Source organism: uncultured Haliea sp. (genome assembly GCF_963973825.1).
Taxonomy (GTDB): domain Bacteria; phylum Pseudomonadota; class Gammaproteobacteria; order Pseudomonadales; family Halieaceae; genus Haliea.
Genome location: NZ_CAXBAE010000003.1, coordinates 213,393 through 235,160, shown reverse-complemented (window position 1 = coordinate 235,160; position 21,768 = coordinate 213,393). Strand labels below are relative to the sequence as shown.

The window sequence follows — 21,768 nt, the reverse complement described above, 5'->3', positions numbered from 1 at the left end:
CGGCAGGCGCGGACTGCTACTTGCGGGCGCGGGTGATCAGCTCGTAAGCCGCGGTGATTTCCTGCGACTTCTCGGTAGCGACTTTCAGCATGTCCTCCGGCACGCCCTGGGCAATCAACTTGTCCGGGTGATGCTCACTCATCAGCTTGCGGTAGGCCCGTTTCAGCTCGCGGTCGTTCACCTCGGGGCTCACACCCAGCGCGGCGTAGGCTGCCTGCAGGCGATCCGGGCCGGACTGCTGGGCACCACCGTGATGGAACTGACCCTGGGCCTGGGCCATACGCAGCAGCTGTTCCACGTGTGACGGGTTGAAGCCCAGCAGACCCGCCAGGTTGTCGAGCACGCGGCGCTCAGCGGCCTCGATACCGTGGTCCACCACGGCCAGGGACACGAGGAACATGAGCAGCGTCTGGCGCAGGGCTATCTGCCGGCCGCACACCGCCTGAAAGTCGGCGACGCAGCTGGCGACATCAAACCCGGGCGCCGCGCCGCGCTTGAACAACTCGATGGCGCGCTGCCGCTGGGCGCTGGTCAGCCCCATTTGGCGGATGATCATCTCGGTATGGTCGACCTCGCCCTGGGAAATACGGCCATCTGCCTTGGCCAGGTGCCCCAGCAGCAGGAAGATCGTCTCGAAGAAGCGCTCCTTGATACGGGCGATGTTCTCCGGCGAATGCGCCTCCATCGTGCGCCGCAGTCCGCGGTCAAACTGGTGGCCGAGAAACAGGCCAATCACCAGGCCGATAGGGCCACCGAGCACGAGGCCCAGCAGGCCCGCGACCACTTTGCCGTAAAACATACTGCTCCTGCTGCCAGCTCCTGCGGCCGGCCGGCGTGATGAGAAGAAGGAACCCCGCATACAATGCGGGCTGAAGTGGCTGTATACTACCCAGCTTTTTTGCGAACCGCGAACAGGTGTTGCCGTGTCCCCAGCTCCGTTGTCCTTTCAGGACCTGATTCTTACCCTCCAGCAATTCTGGGCTGAGCAGGGTTGTGTGATCCTGCAGCCGCTGGATATGGAGGTGGGTGCGGGGACCTTCCACCCGGCCACCTTCCTGCGTGCAATCGGCCCGGAGAGCTGGAATGCCGCCTACGTCCAGCCCAGTCGCCGGCCCACCGACGGGCGCTATGGCGAAAACCCCAACCGCCTGCAACACTACTACCAGTTCCAGGTGATCATGAAGCCTTCGCCAGCGGAATTCCAGGAGCTCTATCTGCAGTCATTGCAGGCACTGGGAATCGACAGCGCGGTGCACGACATTCGTTTCGTCGAGGACAACTGGGAGTCGCCCACGCTGGGCGCCTGGGGGCTGGGCTGGGAGGTCTGGTTGAACGGCATGGAGGTTACCCAGTTCACCTATTTCCAGCAGGCCGGCGGCCTGGAGTGCTACCCGGTGAGCGGTGAGATCACCTACGGCCTGGAACGTATTGCCATGTACCTGCAGGGCGTGGACAGCCTCTATGATCTGGTGTGGACCCGGGGCCCCTCCGGCACAGTGACCTACGGCGACGTGTTCCACCAGAATGAAGTGGAAATGTCGCGCTACAACTTCGAGGAAGCCGACACCGACTGGCTGTTTGGCCAGTTCGACCACTGTGAAGGCGAAGCCCAGCGCCTGATCGAGCGCAACCTGCCCCTGCCGGCCTATGAAATGGTGATGAAGGCCTCACACACCTTCAACCTGCTCGACGCCCGTCACGCCATTTCGGTCACCGAACGCCAGCGCTACATCCTGCGCGTACGCACGCTGGCGCGGGGCGTGGCACAGGCCTACTTTGACGCGCGTGCCGCACTGGGCTTCCCGCTCGCCGAACAGGCGCTGCGCGAGGACGTTCTGGGTACGATGCGCCAGGAGGCACAGGCATGAGCCAGACCGAAACACTGCTGGTTGAACTGGGCACCGAAGAGCTGCCGCCCAAGGCACTGAAGACGCTGGGTACCGCATTCCGCGATGGCATCGTGGGCGGACTGGCGCAGCGCGGACTCACGCATGGCGCCGTGCGCTGGTTCGCTGCGCCACGCCGGCTGGCGGTGCTGATTCAGGACGTCGCCCTGCAGGCGCCGGACCGGGAGCAGGAAATACAGGGGCCGCCCGCCGACCGGGCGCGCGACGACCAGGGCAACTGGACGCCTGCGGCGGTGGGCTTTGCGCGCAAGCAGGGGCTGGAACCTGAAGCGCTGACTGTGGTGGACACGCCCAAGGGGCCGCGCCTGTGCCTGCGCACCACGCTGGCCGGCGCACAGCTGCGCAGCAGCTTCAACGACATCATTCACGAAAGCATCCGCGAGCTGCCGATTCCCAAGCGCATGCGCTGGGGCGCGAGCCGTGTCGAGTTTGTGCGCCCGGTGCACTGGGTGGTGGCCATGCTCGGCGGCGAGAGCGATTTCGGCACCGTGCTCGGTCTGCCTACGGGCAACACCACGCGCGGCCACCGCTTCCACAGCAGCGGCGAAATTCGCCTGGAACGACCGGAAGACTACGCAGAAACCCTCGCCGGCGCGAAAGTCATCGCTGACTTCGAGGAGCGTCGCGCCATGATCCGCGAGCAGGTTGAGGTCGAGGCCAGCGCACTGAAGGCGCAGGCGGTGATCGACCCGGATCTGCTGGATGAGGTAACCGGGCTGGTCGAATGGCCGGTCGCGCTGACGGGCAACTTCGAACCGCGCTTCCTCAGCGTACCTGCTGAGGCACTGGTATCTTCCATGAAGGAGCACCAGAAGTACTTCCACCTGGTGGATGCCGATGGCGCTCTGCTGCCCCACTTCATCACCCTGTGCAATATCGAGAGCAAGGACCCGGCGCAGGTGATTGCCGGCAACGAACGGGTTATCCGCCCGCGGCTCAGCGACGCCGCCTTCTTTTTCGAAACCGACAAACAGCACAGCCTGTTTTCGCGGCTCGAGGGCTTGCGCAGCATTGTCTTCCAACAAAAGCTGGGCTCGCTCTACGACAAGTCACAGCGGGTGTCGAGGCTGGCCGGGGAACTGGCGGCACAGCTCGGTGGCAGCGTGGCTGACGCAGAGCGCGCCGGCCTGCTTTGCAAGGCGGACCTGGGCACGCAGATGGTGCTGGAATTTGCCGACATGCAGGGTATTGCCGGGGCCTATTACGCACGGCACGACGGTGAGTCACCCGAGGTGGCGGCGGCGGTTGAGGAACATTACTGGCCTCGCTACGCAGGCGACCGCCTGCCGCAGGGCCTGACCGCGGCGGCCGTGGGTGTGGCGGACCGACTGGACACGCTGGTGGGCATCTTCGGTATCGGCCAGCCCCCGACTGGCTCACGGGATCCCTTCGCCCTGCGCCGGGCGTCGCTGGCGGTACTGCGTATCCTCGTCGAGAAGGAACTGGATCTCGATCTGCGCGAGTGCCTCGCGCTGGCAGTGCAGGGTTACAGCGCCGATGCCGTGGCGGAAGGCACCGCGGAGCAGGTACTCGACTACATGCTGGAACGCTTCCGCGCCTGGTATGAGGAACTGGATATCCCGGCGGAAGTGTTCAAGGCAGTAAGCGCCAACAAACCCGGAAAGCCCCTGGATGTGCAGCGCAGGGTGCTCGCAGTGCATGCGTTCAGCCAGCTGCCGGAAGCGGCCGCGCTGGCCGCGGCCAACAAGCGCGTGAGCAATATCCTGGACAAGCTGGAGGACGGCTTCCGCTTTGGCGACGTGCGCAGCGACCTGCTGCAGGACCCTGCTGAGCACACGCTGGCGGAACGCCTTGCCGTGCTTGGCGGTGAAAGCGAGGGGCACCTCGCCGACGGTGCCTACAGCGAAGCGCTGTCCTGCCTGGCGGCCCTGCAGGCACCGGTCGATGCCTTCTTTGACGAGGTCATGGTCAACACCGAGGATCCCGTGCTGCGCGGCAACCGGTTGAGCCTCCTGCACAGCCTGCGCGAGCGGTTCCTGCGGGTGGCGGATATCTCGCAGCTGGCCGTGCCCCGCAACAGCTAGCGGCGCGTGCCCATCAGCTTCCTGCAAAGTCCCTGGTTCCTGCCCGCACTGGGGATTCTGGGCGGGCTTACCGCCGGGTTGATAGCGGCACTGATCTGGCGCTTGCGCCTGCACCAGCAACAGGCGGCAGCCCAGGCGCAGGCGCTGCAACAGCTCACCGACCGCTACCAGAACCTGCGCAGTGAATACGATCGCCTGCTTGCCCGGCAGCGCGAGCAGGCGCGCCAGCACGCCGACCAGCTGCAACTGCTGAATGAGAACCGTGCGCAGCTGAAGCTTGAGTTCGAGCACCTCGCACAGCGCATTTTCGAGGCCCGCGGGCGCCAGTTCACGGACAGCAGCAAGGAGGCCCTCGGTCAACTGCTGCAGCCGTTTCGCGAACAGATCAGCAGCTTCCAGCAGCGCATCGACCGCGTCCACTCGGAATCCCTGCAAGGCCAGGCAGCACTGGGGGCAGAGCTGCGCAAGGTGCTGGAGATCGGCCTCGCCATGAGTGAACAGGCGAGCAATCTCGCCGCCGCACTCAAGGGCGACAAGAAAACCACCGGGAACTGGGGCGAGGCGCAACTGGAGCGCACGCTGGAACAGGCGGGACTGCTGCCCGGGGAGCACTATGTGACGCAGGCGGCGCTGCGGGACGAACAGGGCCGCCGACGCCTGCCCGACGCGCTGATCCTGCTGCCCGACAAGCGCCACCTGGTGATCGACAGCAAGGTATCCCTGGTGGATTACGAGGCTGCGCTGGCCGCAGAAAACGAAGACCAGCGCGACGCCCGGCTCGAGGCCCACGGGCGGGCCATTCGACAGCATATCGACGACCTCGCAGGCAAGGAGTACGCCAATCTGCCGGGGCTGGGCAGCCCCGACTTCGTCCTGATGTTCATGCCCATCGAGCCGGCCTGGATCGAAGCGATGCGCCAGGACCGCGAGCTGTTTGCCTACGGTTACCAGCGCGGCGTGGTGCTGGTCTCACACACGACGCTGATGCCCGTGCTGCGCACCGTCGCCAACCTCTGGATCGTGGAGCGCAGCAATCGCGAAGCACAGGAAATCAGCCGCAGTGCCGGCGATGTCTACAATCAGGTGTGCACCGTGGCGGAACGCCTGCAGCGGCTCGGCAACACCCTGCAGACAGCGGCCAACCAGTACAACAGTACGGTGCTTGGCCTCAGCGGGCGACAGGGTCTGGCGGGCAAGGTCGATCGCTTCCAGCACCTGTCCACGGCAACCAGCAAGCAGATGCCCAGCCTGGAACCCCTGCATCTGGATATCGACGTCGACCGGCTCAGCGCGGTGGACCGCAGCCCCGAGCGAGCCGGGACACCCGCACCAGACTCCGGCGACGACGAGCGCGCGCCGTAATCAGGCAGCGTCGTCGGCCGGGCGACGTTCACCATCCCGCGCTACCATGCGGATGGTCCGCTGGCAGGTTTCCAGCCAGGTTGTTGCGGGTTCCGTTTTCAAAACCCGGACACAGCCCCGTTCGGTGACACAGGCAATACTGGTTTTGTTGGGTGTCCAGTCACCTTCCGACAGGCGTGGCTTGCGTTTGCTGTAGAACCAGAGCCCGCGTCGGTCCTGCATGACGTAGCGTGCTTCCTCAGGCAGAAACACTTTGCGGCCGTCGATGACGGCAAAAACTTCAAGGTCATCCCGCTGGCTGGACCCCAGCGTGGCCGTGGGTGTAATGGTGAACATGGCAGCCCCCTGGTATTCACAGAAATCCTTTCCGACGCTGCGGGTTCAACCACCCGTCTCCCCGAGCCTGACTGGCCAAGCCTGTCCGTCAGCGCCGCTGCACAATGGCAGCGCGCTCAGTTATAGGCAGGCAGCCGCTGTCTGACAATGCCGGGAAAAGCATTATTGGGTATCAATTGGAAAAAAGTGTCTTTTTACGCCCATATTTTTACGCTTAAAGCGATTTTTAGGGCTGCAATTTGGCTATTATGTGCCATATTTTTACAGGCGACTGTGCGCCCGTCGATGCCCACCTGCGGCTGCAGGGCCCGATCAGGGTGTCAGGGAGAGGCCGGACTCAGCGGCGAGCAGGTCAGGTATCAGGCATTGCCTGCCCGCTATCCGCGCCGGGGTGCCGCCCGCAGCTGGCGCCGCATCCTCCGCAATATCGTCTGCCACCAGCGGGCGGTAGACCACCGGCTCCGAGGCCAGCGGCAGTGCCCAGAAAGGGACGTTGATACCCAGCAGCACCGCAAACGTGCGGGCCGCCGGTGTGGGGTGCAGCACGGGAATCCGGGCGGCTCGCCAGGGCAGCGCAGCGCCTACCGCCTCACGCACCACGACGATTTCCGCAAGACCGTTCAGCGGCACCAGCCAGGTGGCGCCATCGGCGCAGGGAAGCAGTACAGCGGGGACGGCATTTGCCACCTGCGTCTCCATATCAGGACAGGCGCAGTGGGTAGCCGGTCAACTCTGCAATCTGCTCAACCAGCAGCGGGAAGTTGAACGGTTTGCCCATGTAGCCGCTGCAACCGGCCTGTTCGGCGAGCGCGCGGTGCTTGGGGCCCGTCCGCGAGGTCACCATGATGACCGGGATGGACTGCAGGCGCGGGGATCGGCGAATTTCGCGGAGGGTCTGGATCCCGTCTTTCAGGGGCATTTCAATGTCCAGCAGAATCACATCCGGAAGGCGATGTATGCCTGCCAGGAGCTCCATGGCAGCAAGCCCGTTTTCCGCGGTGACCGTCTCAACCCCCAGGCTTTGCAGCTGGCTGGTCGCCACCATGCGCTGGGTCCGCGAATCGTCGACCACCATGACCAGCAGGTTGACGTCCGCCACGGGTTCCAGCGAGAGGTCGGGGACAGGCTCCAGTGCCTGTCGACTGACCAGAAGGTTCAGGTTGAGGGCGACAATGGCCCGCCCGTCTGAACTGGTGGTCCCCCCGACGACCCAGGGCAGGCCGGCAAACTGGCTGCCCAGCGAGCGGATTACCAGCTCGAGGGCCTCCTCCACGCGATCCACGGCAATCGCCATATGGTGCTGTCCGGATCCGGCCACGATAACGGGTACGGTAGCGCCCCAGTTGTCGCGGTCGGGCAGCGGCACCCCGGAACACAGGGCCGCCAGGTAGGAGGGCTGGCAGCGGCGGCCCAGCAAGGGCAGATCCGTCTGCGCCTGTACCGCCTGCAGAAATTCATCCGCGGGCACATGCTCAACCCCGATCAGCCCGTCGAAGGGTATCGCGTAAGCGGTATCCGCGACGGTCACCAGCAGGGCACCGTTGACGCTGATGTTGGAGGGGATGCGAATACGGAAGGTGGTGCCGCGACCGAGGTTGGACTCGATCTCGATATCGCCCCCGATGCGTTGCAACTCGCCCATCACGATGTCCATGCCGACCCCGCGGCCGGAAATTTCGCTGATCCGCTCGGCTGTGGAGAACCCGCGGTGGAACACCAGGCGCTGGGCCTCGCGGTCGGTGAGGTTATCCACATCGACGTCCAGCCCCTTTTTGCGTGCCTGTTCCCGCATGCGCTGGGGATCGATACCGCGGCCATCGTCACTGAGCGACACCACGTAATCCGTGCCCTGTTTGCGCACGTCGATGCTGATCACACCGGTGTCCGACTTGCCGGCCGCAATGCGCTCTGCCGGGGCTTCGATGCCGTGATCCAGCGCGTTGCGCACCATGTGCTCGAGAATGATCTGGCAGCAGGCATGGCTGTCGCGGTCGAGCTTGCCGGCCTCGCTGATCACCCGGAACATCACCGCCTTGCCCAGTTCCGCGCTGACCGTGCGCACGATGCGGCGCAGCCCGGGCATCAACCGTGAAACCGGTACCACACGCGCCGCGCGGATCGACGATCCGAGGGAGGCGACCATACCAGCCTGCTGCTTCAGCAGCGCTTCCGCTGCGGACGTGTGGCGTCCCGCCAGCCGCGCCAGCTCGTCGAGGTCGTCCACCGCCTCACGCAGGATGCTCGCCGCCTCGTGAATATCCGAGTACTGGTCCATTTCCAGGGCATCCAGCTCCGTATCCGGACCGCTGCGTCGGGTCGTCGCACTGAGCAATGCTCGGTCGGAAATGCGCCCGATGTGGGTGCGCAGAGAGCCGATCCTGCTCAGCAGTTCGCCCGTTGCGCGCTTGCTCTGCAGGGTGCTCTGGGACGCGCGAACGCCGAGCTTCTGCACCTCGTTGCCCAGGTTGAGCAGGTAGTCCAGGGCATCGGGACTGATGCGGATGGTCTGCTGGGCACCCAGCGCCTGGGCACCGGCATCGGCAATCTTGCGATCTTCCTGGCGTTGGCCCGGTGCCAGCGGTTGCAGCTGCGGCGTGCCACCCGTCGTCGCGCTGTCGTCACCGGCGGCGGGGGGAGGCGCGTCCTGTTGCAGCGGAAGCTCACTGGCCACATCGTTCCGCGTCTGCTGGATATGCTCATAGCCGCGCACCGTTGCGTCCAGCCAGGCATTGATGATGCGGAAATAGTGCGCTTCGCCGCCTGCCTCGCAGGGCAGCCGGTCGAGCAGGGTTTCGAAATTGTGAATGAGGGTGCCGTAGCGCTGCAGGCCAACGCCCTTGGCAATGCCCTTCAGGGTATGCAGCACCCGTGAGACCTGCTTCGAGGCTTCGCCGCCCGACGCAGCGGCGCCCGACGCAACGGCGCCCGACGCAACGGCGCCCGACGCAACGGCGCCCGCAGCCTCTCGCTCCCAGGCACCGAGGTTGTCCTCGAGCTTCTCCAGCTCCGTCCCGGCCTCCTCGATAAAGGCGTCGAGAAAATCCTGGAACAGCTCGCTGCCGCCCCGGGTACTGAAGTTAAAGGTGATATCCCGCGGCACGCACCAGGACAGCTCGTCTGCACCCGGCTCAACCGGCTCGGTGGCGGCGGGCGATGCGGCGGTAGGCGATGCGGCGGTGGCAGCTGCGGCGACGGCTGGGGCCGATGGCGGCTCCGCCGGGGTCGGCGCCAGGCTGGGTGTCGGCGCTGGCGCAGGCGTGTCCGCAGTTTCCATAGTTTCCGTAGTGACCGGGGTGACCGGGGTCTCGGCTGGAGACACCTCAGGTGCAACGGACACCACGGGCGCCTGCGGCGCTTCATCTACTGCCGTCTCGGGGACTTCTGGAAGCGCGGCACCGGTTCCCCCAGGCGCGGCATCGTCCACCCGCTCCACGGGCGCTGCGGAAGCCTCCAGCGCAGCGGACAAGTCGGCCTCGTCGCGCTCCAGGGTGCTGGGCAGGGCCGGTGGCGGACCGAGATTGAGTACATCGGCGCCAGCGAGGTGCGCGAGTGCTTCACGGGTGCTGCTGTCCGCCGCGCCGCGCGCGTGACGCACGGCGATAAACTCGTGCCGTGGCGCGTCCATGCGTCCGGATCCGGCCTCCCCCGCGCGCCCGCCGTATATGCCGCTGGAATCGCTGACCGAGGTCAGCACGATCTCTTCCTCGATAAAGTCAGACAGGTCATCGGCGACCGCGCCACCCATCATATGGCGCGCCCCCAGTCGCGCTTCCTGGTCGCTGAGGTCCGCCGCGGGGCGGCGCAGGCGATCGCCCGCCACCGCAAACAGCTTTTCCTCAGGCTCATCGAGGCGACGACTCAACAGCCAGCGCAGCGCGTGCTCTCCCCACTCCTCCAGCAGTGGCTGCGCCCAGGGCTCGCGGAGCAACTCCTCGACGGTGGGCTCCTTCTGATTACCGTCCATCGGCGATCCCCCGGCCAAGGCTCATACAGCGATTGCGCAGTTCCCGCACGCGGGCTGCATCGAATTCTCCGGCACCGCCGCAGGTGGCGACCAGATCCGGCAGTGCCTCCAGCACCTCCTGCAGCAACAGGGGCAGGGTCGCATCCAACGGCTGCTGGCTCTCCAGAACCCGGTCCAGAAGGTCCTGCACATCGCGACCCAGGTCGCCCAGCGAGAACAGGCCCACCGCGTTGCCGTTGCCCTTGAAGGTATGGAAGTGCCGGCGTATTTCCCGCAGGCGCTCGTCGCGTGCCGGCGCTGCAACCCAGGCCGGCAGCTCGCTCTGCAGGCGGGCGATGATCTCCTCCGATTCCTCCAGGAACACCTCCCGGAACGCCGCGGGGATGGTTTCAGTTTGCTCGCTCGGCAACGCGTCCTGCGCCTGCTCTGCAGCGTCTGCGGCCCGCGCGCCCTCGGTCTCACTCGCAGGCGCCGGCTGCAGAAACGTCGCGGCCTGTTCCGCTGTGCAGAGCACATGATCCCCGGCAGAAGCGGGGTCGAGGCTGGCTCGCTCAATGTGCAGTGACAGCCAGGCCAGCGCCTGGGCAAAGTGCATGGCAGCGGGTTCATCCGATGTCCACCCTGCGCGGGCCTCCCCCAGCCAGCGCCCGAGCTGGCCGGCGACCGCCGCCTCGCGCAGCAGGCCCTGCAGGAACAACGCACCCTCCATGGTCAGCAGTTCGGCCGCTACCGCGCTGCGCTGCTCGTCATCGGCACCTTGCTGCAGCTGTTCCTGTAACTGGTTCAGGCGTTCACCGGTGGCCAGCAGCAGGGGCGCCAGCACAGCGAATGACGACGCTGACGCAGGCTGCTCACCGCGCAGCAACACGCGGTTGGCGATGGCAAGTTGCGTATCCACCAGGGTTTGCGCGAGTGACAATACCGCCTGGCGGCAGCGCTCGGGTTGCTCGGCGAAACGTCCGGCATACAGCTGTTCCAGCATGGCGTCTGCACCCCGCAGATCTTCTGCAAGGAGTTCCTCCCCGGCGGCAATCAAGCGCAAGCGAATGGCCTGCAACTCGGCAATGCTGTCTTCGGGCTGCGGCGCGCGTCCGGTGGCAACCGCTTCCAGGTCAGCCTGCTCCAGGGCCTCGATCAGGCTGGAAAGGCGGCTGGACGCACCGCGCAGGGCGGCCAGCAGGGCATCGTTGTGTATCAGGCCGCGCTGCGCATCACGCAGGGTGTTTTCGGTGATGCCGAACACCGTCCACACGTGGGCCACGTACAGCGGCTGCACTGGACAGGCCGCCATGTAGTACAACAGCCGCTGCACATACGCCGGATAGTCCATGTCGGGGTCGACAGCGCTGCCGTGCTCTCGCGCGTATTTGACCATGAAAGCACCGGCTTTGAAGATCTGCGCAATGCACTCATCCGGCTCCGCCAGCTCCGCCGCGAGTGCTTCACAGAGCGCCATGAGCAACAACCAGAATGGCTCCTGCACCGTCCCGGCGAGAAAGCCATGCATCTTCTGCGCGATGCGCGCCAGGGTGCGCGCGCTCTCCGCCCCGGGCCGCGAACCCAACACACCCTTGGCGCCCTGCAGGTAAGGCGCCAGCAACACATCGGCGCCGCGTCGGATAGCCTCCTCCGCGGGGGTCTGAGCTGCGTGGGTCACACCACACTCGGCTGCCACAGGGTAGTGGAAAAACAGCGCCGCCGGGCGCGGCACTTCACCGGCCCAGCGGCGCAGGTCATTGACACAGGGCTCAAGGCCGCGGCCGCTGTCCAGACGCAGCTGCTCGACATGATCCAGATAGGCAGGCAGCGTCTTGATCGCCCGCATCAGGCCACCCATAACAAGGTTGCGTCGCTCTGCCACCACGTCACCGCGCAGCAGGCGCAGGAAACCGCGCTCCATTTCCAGGGCCAGCATTTCCGCCTTGTGCAGCCGCAGGCTACCCAGCGCAGCGGTAATGTGGTGCACCGACCAGAGACAGTGAAGCAGGGGCTCGCGGCGCTGTATGTCGCGGCTGTAGTCGATCAGTGCCGCCTCGGCGGCGTCCAGGGACCCTTGCAACCGTGGCCGCAGGCGTCGCAGGTCTATCAGGTCGATACCCTGCCGCGGGCTGGCGTTTGGCTGCAACTCAGACATTCAGCGCACTGCCTGACTGGTCGACCCGCAGCCGGGCGAGGTTGCGGCCCAGGTTGGAGAGGGTTTGTTGCAGGGCGTTAATGCCCTGCTGGGTCGCTTCCGCACCTTCCCGCAGTGCGCGATTCTGCTCGCGCACTTCGCCCAGCAGTCCGTTCAGGCGGCGCACGGTTTCAGCCGACTGCTGCGTGGTATTGCCCAGTGAATCCACCTGGTCAAGGAGGTGCGCTGCGCCATGATTGATATCTTCCAGGGCCGCGTCGATGCGCTCGACAAAATCCAGGATGGTGACCACGGCGCCCACCGTGTGCTCGAGGCTGTTCAGGTTTTCCGCGGACAGGTTCTGCAACATGCGTACCTCTGAGGTGATCTTGCGGCCTTCCTCCTCGGCTTCACGCAACAGATCGCCAATAGCCTCGGCGATACCGAGGAAGGGGCGGCCGTGCTCGCCAGCGCGCTCCGCCTCGATACGCGTATTGATCGCCACCACCGAGATGCGCGTGTTCAGCGACTGGATGTATTCCGCGGCCGTGGTCACCGACTGTATCAGTTCGCCCTGGCGCTTGGCGGATTTCGAGGTTTCCTGCATGGACTCCCGCACATCCGAAGAGGCGCGCGCCATGTCGGCGGCGAGGGTCTGGCCACGGCTTACCAGCTGCCGATGGCGGCCCATGGCCTCGCGCGCCTGCTTGCTGATACTGCCCATGTCCTCCGCAGCCTGGAGCTCACGCACCAGTGCTGATTTGACCTCTTCCAGCTGGCGGCCCATGCCGGCACTGGTTTCACTGTGCCCGTGGCTATTCCTGGCGAGCCGCTGCAGCTCCGCCGCCAGGCCTTCAAACGGCGCCCGCAGGTCGGACACCAGCTCTCTCTGCCGCGCCAGAGCGGCATTCAGTTGCTCGGCGATCGCGGCGGTTGCGGGCCCGGTGCTCTCTGCACTGGCGGTGAGATCGCCATCGGCCATGCGTCGCAGGGCCCGAAGCACGCCGCTGTCGGAACCCGTCGCTGCGCCGCCATCACGGCGGGCTTTCCACAACAGGAAGCCGGTCACACCCTGGGCGACAAGCAGGGCGAGAACGATAACAAGTAGAACAGTCTGGCTCATGGTACGGCGTCCTCTACAGGGTCAGCGGGCTGCGCACTGGTATCACCCAGCACGCCACTGGCCATCAACAGCCCGCTGTCCAGCAGGCCCAGGAATTCATCGCCACGCCGGAATCCACCGTCGCAGCACTCTGCCAACAGGCCCTGCAGTGGTATGTCGGCGCTGCGCTGGGACAGGGGCAGCGTCACGTTCCCCCGCACCTGGCTCAGGGTCAGGCCCACATGCAGCCCGGGCTGGGAGATCACCAGGCAGTACTCCCGCCTGCGGCCAGGCGACAGCCGCTGGCCAAACAGCGTATCCCCGCAGAACACCGGCAGCAGGTCACCCTGGTAGGCGGCCACCCCCAGCACCCGGTTGCCTGTACCCGGAATGCGGGTCAGCGGGGGCAGGGCGGTGATGGTTTCGACATCGCGATGCGCGATGACCAGCGGCACACCGGCGATGCCGATCGCCGCGCCCGACCATGTGGGCTCCCCTGCCGGCGGCGACGGCAGTGCCGGGCTGCCGCGGGCATGCCGCTCGTGCAGCGCGCGCAGGGCGGAAAAGGCCCCTCCCATGTCAGGCTGCCTCGTGGGCCCGGGTGTGTTCGTGGATCAACTGGCGCAGAACCGGGTCAGGGGGAATCTTGCTGACGTGCGCGTTGGCGCCCCGCGCCTGGCCGCGGGCAATGTCGAATATCCCGTCGGAGGACGACAGCAGCACCACCGGCAGATCGCGGGTATCCTCAGCGTGCCGGATCAGGCTGCAGGTCTGGTAGCCATCCAGCTCCGGCATGGTAATATCCAGAAAGACGATGTCGGGCTTGAAGCGCCGCAGCAGGGCAAGCCCCTGATAACCGTCTTCCGCCGTCTCTACTTCACACCCCATCTGCTTCAAGGTGTGCGACATCATCATGCGGATGGTCTTGGCATCATCGATGATGGCCACGCGGACCCCACTGACGTCCTGGGCCTCGTTGTGATCAGGCATAAGGTTTCTCGCTTGTGACTCTGCGTAACAGTATTTTAGTAGTGACTCCGGGACTGCAAGCACTAATTTGCCTTTTTTCGGTAAATGGCGCAGCTAGCAGCCTGTCGGACCTAGGCTCATCTGCTGCGGCTGATGGGAATCGGTCCAGAATCCCGCTCGCTCTCGTTAAATAGTCACCACTATTCGCCTCAAACGATCGACATTCTGTCCTCGATTCCCACACGCCTCGCGACGATGCCCTAGATCCGACAGGCTGCTAGCGGACGTTTCAGGAGGTTTCCGGGAAAAGAACGCTGCGGAACGGCTCCATATGCCCGGCCTGGAAGTCTTCCCACTCGTAGATGTTGAACTGCTGCATCAGCTTCAGGCAGCGCTGGAAAACCAGGTCTGCATCATAACTGGACGGCGGGATGGCGTACTGCTCGGTGAGCAGCGCGAAGATGCGGGAGGCGATGTCACGGCGTCCGCGATCCTCGCGGTAGAGCAGGTGTTCGACCGGCGATGTGATGGTGGGCGCGCCGTAGATCAGGAACGCCTCCCACCGCAACACATCGTGTTCCGACCCCAGCTGCGCCACCAGCAAGGTCACCAGGTGGCGCAACACGTCACGGGGCGGCAGCTGGTCCTGCTGTAACCAGCGGCGCACGTCTAGCTCCTTCCAACCCGGGTTGATGGCCAGCACCCCCAACACCCGGCCTTCAATACGTGTCGGCACCACCGCCGTCAGGTCCAGTAACAGATTGAGTCGCGCCGAGAAGCCCAGGGGCGGCGGTACCGGCGTTTCCGCAAGCGCCGCATAGTCTGCGGCCAGCGCCGCCGGTGTCGGACGGTCATTTGCCGCAGGCACCAGCCCGCCGTCGGCGGGTGGCGCTGCACCGCGCCGTTTCCTAGCCACTGGCAGCCGCCTCCGGCAGCGCACCCAGCGCCAGCAACCGACGGGCGTAGGTGGGGCGCGATACACCCAGCAGCTGTGCGCGCTGGGCCACGGTGGTCTGTTCACGGCGCGCCTCAAGCAGTTCGAGCAGCAGCGTTTCGGCCTGCGCCAGCGGCCCGCCGCCACTCTGGCCAAGCCCGCGCACCCAGTCCGTAACCAGGCGCGCAGGCTCAACCCACTCGGAGCAGGCACCGCGTGCGGCACGACGCTGCTCGATGCCCGGCAGCCAGCGCGCCAGATTGCGGCGCGGCACCTGCAGGAAACGTGCGGCAGGGCGCGCATCACCCGCATAGCGCGCGAGCGCCGCCAGCACCACCTCGTCCTGCAGCCAGCCGCCGAGCGGCAGCAGCTGTCGGCCGTCAATGCAGTGCTGCAGGCTATCGGCAAGTGCCTGCCGCAGCTCCTCCAGCGCACTTGGCGCATAACCGGGGGCCTCGCTGTCGCCGCGACGCAGCGGTGACAACAGGCCGGCACTGCGCGCACGACTGCCGAGAGCCAGTTGCAACTCCACCGGCGTCAGCCAGGCGCCGGCGGGGCGACGCTCCAGGGCGTGCACCACACGCTGGCGAATCTCGCTGATATTGCCGTGCCAGGGGTGTTCGCGCAGTGCCTGTTCGGCTTCGGGGGTGAACCCCTTTACCACCACGTTGCGCAAGGCGCACTCCTGATCGAGGATCTTGTGGGCCCAACGCAGAATCGCCTGTTGCCGATGGCGCATCGGCGGCACCCGAATCGGATACGCGGCGAATACGCTGGCCAGACGAGGCTGAAGTTCGCCAGCGGCCACCAGCCTCGCCAGCGTATCGGGGAACAACGCAACGAAGCGCATCGGTGGCAGGTAGGTCGGGGGTTCCACATCGACAAACTGGCGCGTGGCGATCTGTCGGGCAAGCCGCAGCTGGGCCTCGGCGCTCATCAGCTGGGGCGATTTGAACACCAGGGTTTTGCCGGCACCCATCTCCAGGGCGTGGCGAATGCGGCGGTTGGCATCGTCGCGATTGCGGAACTCGCGGCAGTCGATAGCCACCAGCGTATCGGGGCCACAGCCGGCACGGCTGTGGAAAATGCGGGCGATATACATTTTGCCCGTACCACGGGCACCGACGATGGCTACAGGCGTATCGGTTCGCGCGAGGAAGGCCGCCTGATCGACCGCGCCCTCCATATTGTCGAGGACATAGCCATCAAGGTTGTCGCCCCGCGCCGGCAAACGCCGCTACCCGCACTTGGAATCGGCACAGTTCAGGCAGGTCATACAGCCATCCATGAGCACAACCGCCTTGGTATTGCACTTGTAGCAGAGGCTTGCGCCGGGAGGAAAGCCGGTGGCTTCCGGTGACGCCGATTCATCCGTTGCCGTGTTGGCACTTTCGCCCATCAGCTCCCGGCGCTTCTCTTCGATAAACTTCTGCTGGTGCTCATCCAGTTTGCTGTCGATCAGCCCGATGTGCTTCATGTGGTCTTCGATAGCGTAGCCGATCTCCGCGACGATCGACGGCATGAACACGCCACCTTTCTTGAAGTAGCCCCCGCGCGGATCGAACACCGCCTTCAGCTCCTCGACCAGGAACGTGGCATCACCGCCCTTGCGAAACACCGCCGAAATCAGCCGGGTGAGGGCGACCACCCACTGGAAGTGCTCCATGTTCTTGGAGTTGATGAACACCTCGAAAGGGCGCCGCAGTTCGTGCTCGGTGCCCTCATTGAGGATGACATCGTTCACCGTGATGTACAGCGCGTGTTCCGACATCGGGGTTTTCACCTTGTAGGTTGACCCCACCAGGCGCTCCGGACGCTGGAACGACTCGTGCATGTGCACCACGTTGCTGGCCGGCACGGCATCGCGCTCGCCCGCTACCGGCTCCGGCGTTGCGCCCTTCGGTACCACTTTGTAACTGACTATTTTGCTGCCAATCTTGACCGTCATTGCTGTCTCCCGGCTCAGAACTTGCCGTAGTAACCTTCTTTCAGGGCGTCGAAGAGATTCGCGGCAGTGTGCATTTCGCCGTCGTATTCCACCTGCTCGTTGCCTTTTAGTTCTATAGTAGAACCATCCTCCAGGGTGAACTGGTAGAGGGTGTTCTCCAGGTCCTGCTCTTTCACCAGAACGCCCTGGAACGCCTCGGGGTTGAAGCGGAACGTGGTGCACCCCTTGAGGCCCTGGGCGTGGGCGTAGAGGTAAATGTCCTTGAAGTCCTCGAAGGGGTAGTCCGTAGGCACGTTGGCGGTTTTGGAAATGGAGGAATCCACCCACTTTTGCGCTGCGGCCTGGATGTCCACGTGCTGTTTGGGCGTCACGCTGTCGGCAACGACAAAGTAATCGGGCAGTTTTTCCTCCTCACGCTCGCTGTAGGGCATGGCCCGGGGATTGACCAGGCTGCGATAGGCCAGCAGCTCGAAGGAAAACACATCCACCTTTTCCTTGCTCTTGCGACCCGTGCGGATCACGTTGCGCGCGTAGTGGTGGGCGAAGCTGGGCTCGATGCCGTTGCTGGCGTTGTTCGCCAGCGAGAGGGAGATAGTGCCCGTTGGCGCAATGGACGAGTGATGGGTAAAGCGCGCGCCGCGCTCTGCGATGCGCTCCACCAGCTCTGGCGCCGCCTCGGCAACCCGCTGCATGTAGCGGCTGTAGCGCGCGTGCAATACCCGCCCCGGCAGACGCTCACCGACGGCGATGCCATCGCGGCGCATCTCCGGGCGGGCCGCCAGCATTTCCGGCGTGACCTCGAACAGGTCATCCATGATCGGGGCCGGGCCCTTTTCTTCCGCCAGCTGTACCGCCTGCTCCCAGCCGACCAGCGCCATCTCGCGGGCAACCTCTTCGGTGAAGGCGAGGGAATCCTCGTCGCCGTAAGACATACCGAGCATGGTGATGGTCGACCCCAGGCCGAGGAAGCCCATGCCGTGACGCCGCTTGTAGGCAATCTCATGCCGCTGCTGAGCCAGCGGCAGGCCGTTGATCTCCACCACGTTGTCCAGCATGCGCGTGAACACGGCAACCACATCGCGATACCGTTCCCAATCGAAACGCGCTTTATCGGTGAAGGGATCCAGCACCAGGCGGGTCAGGTTGATAGAGCCCAGCAGGCAGCTGCCGTAGGGGGGGAGTGGTTGTTCACCGCAAGGATTCGTCGCGCGGATATCTTCCAGCCACCAGTTGTTGTTCATCTGGTTCACGCGATCAATCAGAATGAACCCGGGTTCGGCAAAATCGTAGGTGGAGGCCATGATCATGTCCCACAGACGGCGCGCGGGCACCGTCTTGTAGATGCGGCAGGCGACCTCGCCCCGGTCATTGCTGACGTAGCCCCCGGTCACCGGGAAATGACGCCAGACGATGCTGCTGTCGTTGTTCAGGTCCAGGCCTGCTTCCTCCACTTCCTTGACCGTCATCGGGAAACTCAGCGCCCAGTCCGCCTCGGCCTTGACCGCCTCGATAAACTCGTCGGTAATCAGCAGGCTCAGGTTGAACTGGCGCAGGCGGCCGTCCTCGCGCTTGGCGCGGATAAAGTCCATCACATCGGGGTGGTGGATATCGAACGTGCCCATCTGCGCCCCGCGCCGACCACCGGCCGAGGACACGGTGAAGCACATGCGATCGTAGATATCCATAAAGGACAGCGGGCCGGAGGTGTAGGCACCCGCCCCGCTGACGTAGGCCCCGCGGGGACGCAGGGTGGAAAACTCGTAGCCGATGCCACAGCCGGCCTTCAGCGTCATGCCGGCTTCATGGTTCTTCTGCAGGATGTCGTCCATGGAGTCGGTGATGCTGCCGGACACGGTGCAGTTGATGGTCGAGGTGGCAGGCTTGTAGGCCCCGGCACCCGCATTGGAAATAATCCGCCCGGCGGGCAGTGCACCGTTCTGCAAGGCCCACAGGAAGCGCTGGTACCAGTGCTTGCGCGCCGCGTCTGTCTCCTCGACGTCGGCGAGTGCCCGGGCTATGCGTTTCAGGGTGTCGGCGATGTCCTTGTCGACCGGTTTGCCATTGCGATCCTGCAGACGGTATTTCTTGTCCCAGATATCCAGTGAGGCGTCCTGAAGCCCGATATCCACGACCGTGTGCAATGCCTTGACCACTTCTCCCATGACCCCTTCCCCGTATCGACTGACAGCCGCTCTAGTGTGCGCGAAGGCGGCGGGTGAGGGCAAGCCAATAGCCCCATATACAGGGCACTTTTTTAGGGCGGGCACCAGATATAGTGTTGCAATCCCTCGACGCGCGGGCTGCAAGGCGATGGTTGGCGCGGAAGAGTCCACAAGATCGCCCCGCGACGCCATGCGTGAAGTCAATAAAATGGCCACCGTGCCCCTCGGTGCGGTTTTCCTCGCACGCGGTTTACTGCGCCAATCCGGGCTGCGGTTTCGGCGCCGGATTCTGGCCACAACACTTGGGCGCGGAGCGGTTCTGTCCCATCATCCCTGACGCACACGAAACGGCATGATGAGGGGTATACCCGTGAGCTTGACAGGCAAGGCAGCGATTGTGGGCTGCGCCCAGTACCGGCCAGAAAAATACGCAACCGCACCACAGATGTTCCACCTTGAGCAGATTGCCGACCTGGCGCGGCTGGCGCTGATTGACGCCGGTCTTACCCTGCGCGACATCGACGGGCTGGCCGTGAACGGGGCCCATTTCAACGAGGCGACCGCCTTTGTACCGGCGGTGGTGGCAGAGTACCTGGGACTGCAGGTGGGCTTCGCCGAAACTGTGGACCTCGGTGGTACCAGCGCGGTGGCCATGGCGTGGCGAGCAGCCGCGGCAATACAGCTGGGATTGTGCCGCGCCGTGCTCTGCGTGCTACCCGGCCGCCTCGCCCCGCCAGATCCGGACGCAGACCCGGCGGCTGTCGCAGCGGCCATGCAGCTCGGCGCACACAGCGGCTGCTTTGGCGCCCCGGAAGCCGAGTTCGACCTGCCCTACGGTCATGTCGGCCAGAATACCGGCTACGCCATGATCGCCCAGCAGTACGCGCACCGCTACGGCTACGACGCCGCTGCCATGGCGGGCATTGCCGTGGCCCAGCGGAGCAACGCACAAGCCAACCCCGAAGCGCTGTTCTATGGGCAGCCGATCAGCGTGGAGGACGTGCTGAACAGCAAGATGGTAGCGGACCCCCTGCACATCCTCGAGATTGTGATGCCGGTGGCGGGTGGTGCCGCGTTTATCGTCGCCGCCGACGACCTGGCGCGCGAATGCCGCCATCGACCGGTCCTGATACGCGGCTGCGGTGAACAGCTGGACTTCAAGTCCCCCAGCTACGCCCGCGACATGACCGTTACCCCCATTGCGCGGGCAGCACAGCGCGCCTTCCTGATGGCGGGGATGAAGCCCGCCGATATGGACATGGCGCAAATCTACGACTGCTACACCATCACCGTCCTGCTCAGCCTGGAGGATGCCGGGTTCTGTGCCAAGGGCGAGGGCATGGCCTTTGTGCGCGACCACGACCTGACCTGGCGCGGCGACTTCCCACTGAACACCCACGGCGGACAACTGTCCTTTGGCCAGGCAGGCACAGCCGGCGGCATGTCACAGCTTATCGAGGCGGTGACCCAGATACGCGGCAGCGCTGGCGAACGGCAGCTGCACCGGCACGATACCGCGTTTGTCTCCGGCACCGGCGGCGTGATGAGTGAGCAGGGCGCGCTGATCCTGACGGGAGCCTGAGCATGAACGCATTGATTCCACGCCCCACCGACATCACCCGGCCCTTCTGGGAAGGTCTGCGCGAGCGTCGCATCCTGATCCCCCGCTGCCGGGCCTGCGGCGGCTGGGTGTTCTATCCCCGGCGGCACTGCACCCACTGCGCCGCGCAGGATCTGGCATGGACCGAGGTCTCCGGCAGAGCAACCCTCTGCACCTTCACCATCGCCCGAGTGCCCACGCTGCCCGGGTTTGCGGGCGCCGAACCGCAGAACCTCGCTGTTGTCACCTTCGGCGAGGGGTTCAACATGAACACCGCGCTCACGGGTGTCGCGCCGGATGCCATGCGCATTGGCATGCCCCTGCGGCCCGTCTTCGACGTGCTCGACCCAGCGGGGCATACGCGCCTGTTGTTTAGTGCGGGCTGAGGCGCCCGGGGGGTTTACGACTGGTCTCGAAATCTGAACTGATCGTCGCTCATCAGCTCCACGGGATCCAGCATGTTGTAGACGCCCAGACAGCCTCCGGCAGGCGAGGCGTCATGTGCCTGATAGCCCAGTAGTTCCTGGGTGCGGCGGGGAAACTTGCGCACTTCCTCGATCGGGGAGACGAGATAATTGTTTTCCTCGGTTCGCAACCAGCCCAAACAGAAACTCACGTGCATGCCGCGCCGCAAGTCCTGCGTCGTCCGGTTGTCACCTGCCGCGTGAGCAGTGCCGCCAAGGTATAGCAGTGCCGCACCGGCTGGCATCACCGCGGGTAGGGCTTCAGAGTAATCCAGCGCTTTTTCCCGGGGCCATCGGTGACTGCCGGGGATCACCAGTGTAGCGCCGTTGTCCGCGGTAAAGTCGCTCAGCGCCACAATCGACGCGACTTCGACATCGAACGCGACCGGCAAGTAGGACCAGCAGTCCCCGTCGCGATGCAGGGGCTGGCGTCGGGCACCCGGCGCGATCTCGAAAACATGCCCGTAGTTGAACTGATACGTCGCGCAATGTGGCAACAGGATTGTCTCGCACAGCGCCGAGTACAGCGCATGACGCATGATCTGCTCCCGAAAGATCTCCGAGCGCCCGCTGAGCCCGGTCAGATGACGGGTGCGGGTGCCGAAAAAGTAATCGTAGTCGGGCGTCATGAATTGGCGGTCCGGGCGTTCGCGACTGAGGGGGCCATCCATCTCCCGGTTGAAGGCGTCGAGCGTGTCCCTGGCGAGAAAGTCAGCCACGATGACGGCGCCGGATTCAAGAAGTGTAGCCGCAATGTCCTCTGCTCGAGCGGCGTTAGTAAAAACGGGGAGCTCGTTATTCTTCACGGTGTGTGCCTTTATTATCAGGTCGACGGTGGGTTTAGTTAATCACAGTGCTGGCG

At 64.9% G+C, this 21,768-nt stretch carries 18 protein-coding genes; 5 read left to right on the top strand and 13 right to left on the bottom strand.

Going from position 1 to position 21,768, the window contains the following annotated elements; translation table 11 throughout:
• Positions 1-16: 16 nt before the first annotated feature.
• A complete protein-coding gene (djlA, locus tag AACZ17_RS05835; protein ID WP_290740944.1) occupies positions 17-799 on the bottom strand; it encodes a co-chaperone DjlA in 783 nt (260 codons plus the stop codon).
• Positions 800-923: 124 nt separating this feature from the next.
• Here djlA and glyQ point away from each other — a divergent pair, with 124 nt between their 5' ends.
• Genes glyQ through AACZ17_RS05820 form a run of 3 tightly spaced genes read left to right on the top strand, consistent with a single transcriptional unit; the run spans position 924 to position 5,314 of the window.
• On the top strand, positions 924-1,868 hold the full coding sequence (gene glyQ, locus AACZ17_RS05830; protein WP_290740942.1) for a glycine--tRNA ligase subunit alpha: 945 nt from the start codon (positions 924-926) through the stop codon (positions 1,866-1,868).
• Positions 1,865-3,952, top strand: coding sequence for a glycine--tRNA ligase subunit beta (gene glyS / locus AACZ17_RS05825; protein ID WP_290740940.1), 2,088 nt, complete (start codon positions 1,865-1,867; stop codon positions 3,950-3,952). Before glyQ ends, glyS begins: the two co-directional genes overlap by 4 nt.
• A 6-nt stretch (positions 3,953-3,958) precedes the next feature.
• Positions 3,959-5,314: a DNA recombination protein RmuC gene (locus AACZ17_RS05820; protein WP_290740938.1), complete on the top strand. Its 1,356-nt coding sequence runs from the start codon at positions 3,959-3,961 to the stop codon at positions 5,312-5,314.
• On the opposite strand, the gene AACZ17_RS05815 is transcribed toward AACZ17_RS05820, so the two are convergent.
• From AACZ17_RS05815 to AACZ17_RS05765, 11 genes are all read right to left on the bottom strand, one after another.
• Positions 5,315-5,650 carry a hypothetical protein gene (locus tag AACZ17_RS05815; protein WP_290740936.1) on the bottom strand — a complete coding sequence of 112 codons (336 nt, stop codon included), beginning with the start codon at positions 5,648-5,650 and terminating at the stop codon, positions 5,315-5,317.
• Between the two features lie 312 nt (positions 5,651-5,962).
• On the bottom strand, positions 5,963-6,337 hold the full coding sequence (locus tag AACZ17_RS05810; protein WP_290740933.1) for a hypothetical protein: 375 nt from the start codon (positions 6,335-6,337) through the stop codon (positions 5,963-5,965).
• A gap of 13 nt (positions 6,338-6,350) precedes the next feature.
• Positions 6,351-9,614: a response regulator gene (locus AACZ17_RS05805; protein WP_339637902.1), complete on the bottom strand. Its 3,264-nt coding sequence runs from the start codon at positions 9,612-9,614 to the stop codon at positions 6,351-6,353.
• Positions 9,604-11,748 carry an Hpt domain-containing protein gene (locus tag AACZ17_RS05800; RefSeq protein ID WP_290740927.1) on the bottom strand — a complete coding sequence of 715 codons (2,145 nt, stop codon included), beginning with the start codon at positions 11,746-11,748 and terminating at the stop codon, positions 9,604-9,606. Before AACZ17_RS05800 ends, AACZ17_RS05805 begins: the two co-directional genes overlap by 11 nt.
• Positions 11,741-12,850, bottom strand: coding sequence for a methyl-accepting chemotaxis protein (locus tag AACZ17_RS05795; RefSeq protein WP_290740924.1), 1,110 nt, complete (start codon positions 12,848-12,850; stop codon positions 11,741-11,743). The genes AACZ17_RS05800 and AACZ17_RS05795 overlap by 8 nt, the downstream gene beginning before the upstream one ends.
• Complete coding sequence (locus AACZ17_RS05790; RefSeq protein WP_290740921.1) at positions 12,847-13,407, bottom strand: chemotaxis protein CheW; 561 nt, start codon at positions 13,405-13,407, stop codon at positions 12,847-12,849. Before AACZ17_RS05790 ends, AACZ17_RS05795 begins: the two co-directional genes overlap by 4 nt.
• Position 13,408: 1 nt before the next feature.
• The gene (locus tag AACZ17_RS05785; RefSeq protein ID WP_290740918.1) at positions 13,409-13,819 is read right to left on the bottom strand and encodes a response regulator; all 411 of its coding nucleotides are present in this window, start codon (positions 13,817-13,819) and stop codon (positions 13,409-13,411) included.
• Between the two features lie 268 nt (positions 13,820-14,087).
• Positions 14,088-14,714: a hypothetical protein gene (locus tag AACZ17_RS05780; RefSeq protein WP_290740916.1), complete on the bottom strand. Its 627-nt coding sequence runs from the start codon at positions 14,712-14,714 to the stop codon at positions 14,088-14,090.
• On the bottom strand, positions 14,707-15,963 hold the full coding sequence (locus tag AACZ17_RS05775; protein ID WP_290740913.1) for a sigma 54-interacting transcriptional regulator: 1,257 nt from the start codon (positions 15,961-15,963) through the stop codon (positions 14,707-14,709). The genes AACZ17_RS05780 and AACZ17_RS05775 overlap by 8 nt, the downstream gene beginning before the upstream one ends.
• A 6-nt stretch (positions 15,964-15,969) precedes the next feature.
• Positions 15,970-16,680: an NrdJb gene (locus tag AACZ17_RS05770; RefSeq protein ID WP_290740910.1), complete on the bottom strand. Its 711-nt coding sequence runs from the start codon at positions 16,678-16,680 to the stop codon at positions 15,970-15,972.
• 14 nt (positions 16,681-16,694) lie between these two features.
• On the bottom strand, positions 16,695-18,842 hold the full coding sequence (locus AACZ17_RS05765) for an adenosylcobalamin-dependent ribonucleoside-diphosphate reductase (protein WP_290740908.1): 2,148 nt from the start codon (positions 18,840-18,842) through the stop codon (positions 16,695-16,697).
• A 370-nt stretch (positions 18,843-19,212) separates the two neighbouring features.
• Between AACZ17_RS05765 and AACZ17_RS05760 the strand changes: the two genes are divergently transcribed.
• Positions 19,213-20,424 carry a thiolase family protein gene (locus AACZ17_RS05760; protein ID WP_290740905.1) on the top strand — a complete coding sequence of 404 codons (1,212 nt, stop codon included), beginning with the start codon at positions 19,213-19,215 and terminating at the stop codon, positions 20,422-20,424.
• A gap of 2 nt (positions 20,425-20,426) precedes the next feature.
• Entirely contained in the window at positions 20,427-20,828 is a 402-nt protein-coding gene (locus AACZ17_RS05755; protein WP_290740902.1) for an OB-fold domain-containing protein, read from the top strand.
• 14 nt (positions 20,829-20,842) lie between these two features.
• Here AACZ17_RS05755 and AACZ17_RS05750 read toward each other — a convergent pair whose 3' ends face one another.
• Positions 20,843-21,712, bottom strand: coding sequence for a phytanoyl-CoA dioxygenase family protein (locus tag AACZ17_RS05750; protein WP_290740898.1), 870 nt, complete (start codon positions 21,710-21,712; stop codon positions 20,843-20,845).
• Positions 21,713-21,768 lie beyond the last annotated feature (56 nt).

What these genes read in the sequence shown, in the direction of transcription:
- djlA (WP_290740944.1), bottom strand. Translation starts at nt 799, where the DNA reads ATGTTTTACGGCAAAGTGGTCGCGGGCCTGCTGGGCCTCGTGCTCGGT.
- AACZ17_RS05795 (WP_290740924.1), bottom strand. Translation starts at nt 12,850, where the DNA reads ATGAGCCAGACTGTTCTACTTGTTATCGTTCTCGCCCTGCTTGTCGCC.
- glyS (WP_290740940.1), top strand. Translation starts at nt 1,865, where the DNA reads ATGAGCCAGACCGAAACACTGCTGGTTGAACTGGGCACCGAAGAGCTG.
- AACZ17_RS05800 (WP_290740927.1), bottom strand. Translation starts at nt 11,748, where the DNA reads ATGTCTGAGTTGCAGCCAAACGCCAGCCCGCGGCAGGGTATCGACCTG.
- AACZ17_RS05785 (WP_290740918.1), bottom strand. Translation starts at nt 13,819, where the DNA reads ATGCCTGATCACAACGAGGCCCAGGACGTCAGTGGGGTCCGCGTGGCC.
- AACZ17_RS05805 (WP_339637902.1), bottom strand. Translation starts at nt 9,614, where the DNA reads ATGGACGGTAATCAGAAGGAGCCCACCGTCGAGGAGTTGCTCCGCGAG.
- AACZ17_RS05790 (WP_290740921.1), bottom strand. Translation starts at nt 13,407, where the DNA reads ATGGGAGGGGCCTTTTCCGCCCTGCGCGCGCTGCACGAGCGGCATGCC.
- AACZ17_RS05765 (WP_290740908.1), bottom strand. Translation starts at nt 18,842, where the DNA reads ATGGGAGAAGTGGTCAAGGCATTGCACACGGTCGTGGATATCGGGCTT.
- AACZ17_RS05815 (WP_290740936.1), bottom strand. Translation starts at nt 5,650, where the DNA reads ATGTTCACCATTACACCCACGGCCACGCTGGGGTCCAGCCAGCGGGAT.
- AACZ17_RS05755 (WP_290740902.1), top strand. Translation starts at nt 20,427, where the DNA reads ATGAACGCATTGATTCCACGCCCCACCGACATCACCCGGCCCTTCTGG.
- AACZ17_RS05770 (WP_290740910.1), bottom strand. Translation starts at nt 16,680, where the DNA reads ATGACGGTCAAGATTGGCAGCAAAATAGTCAGTTACAAAGTGGTACCG.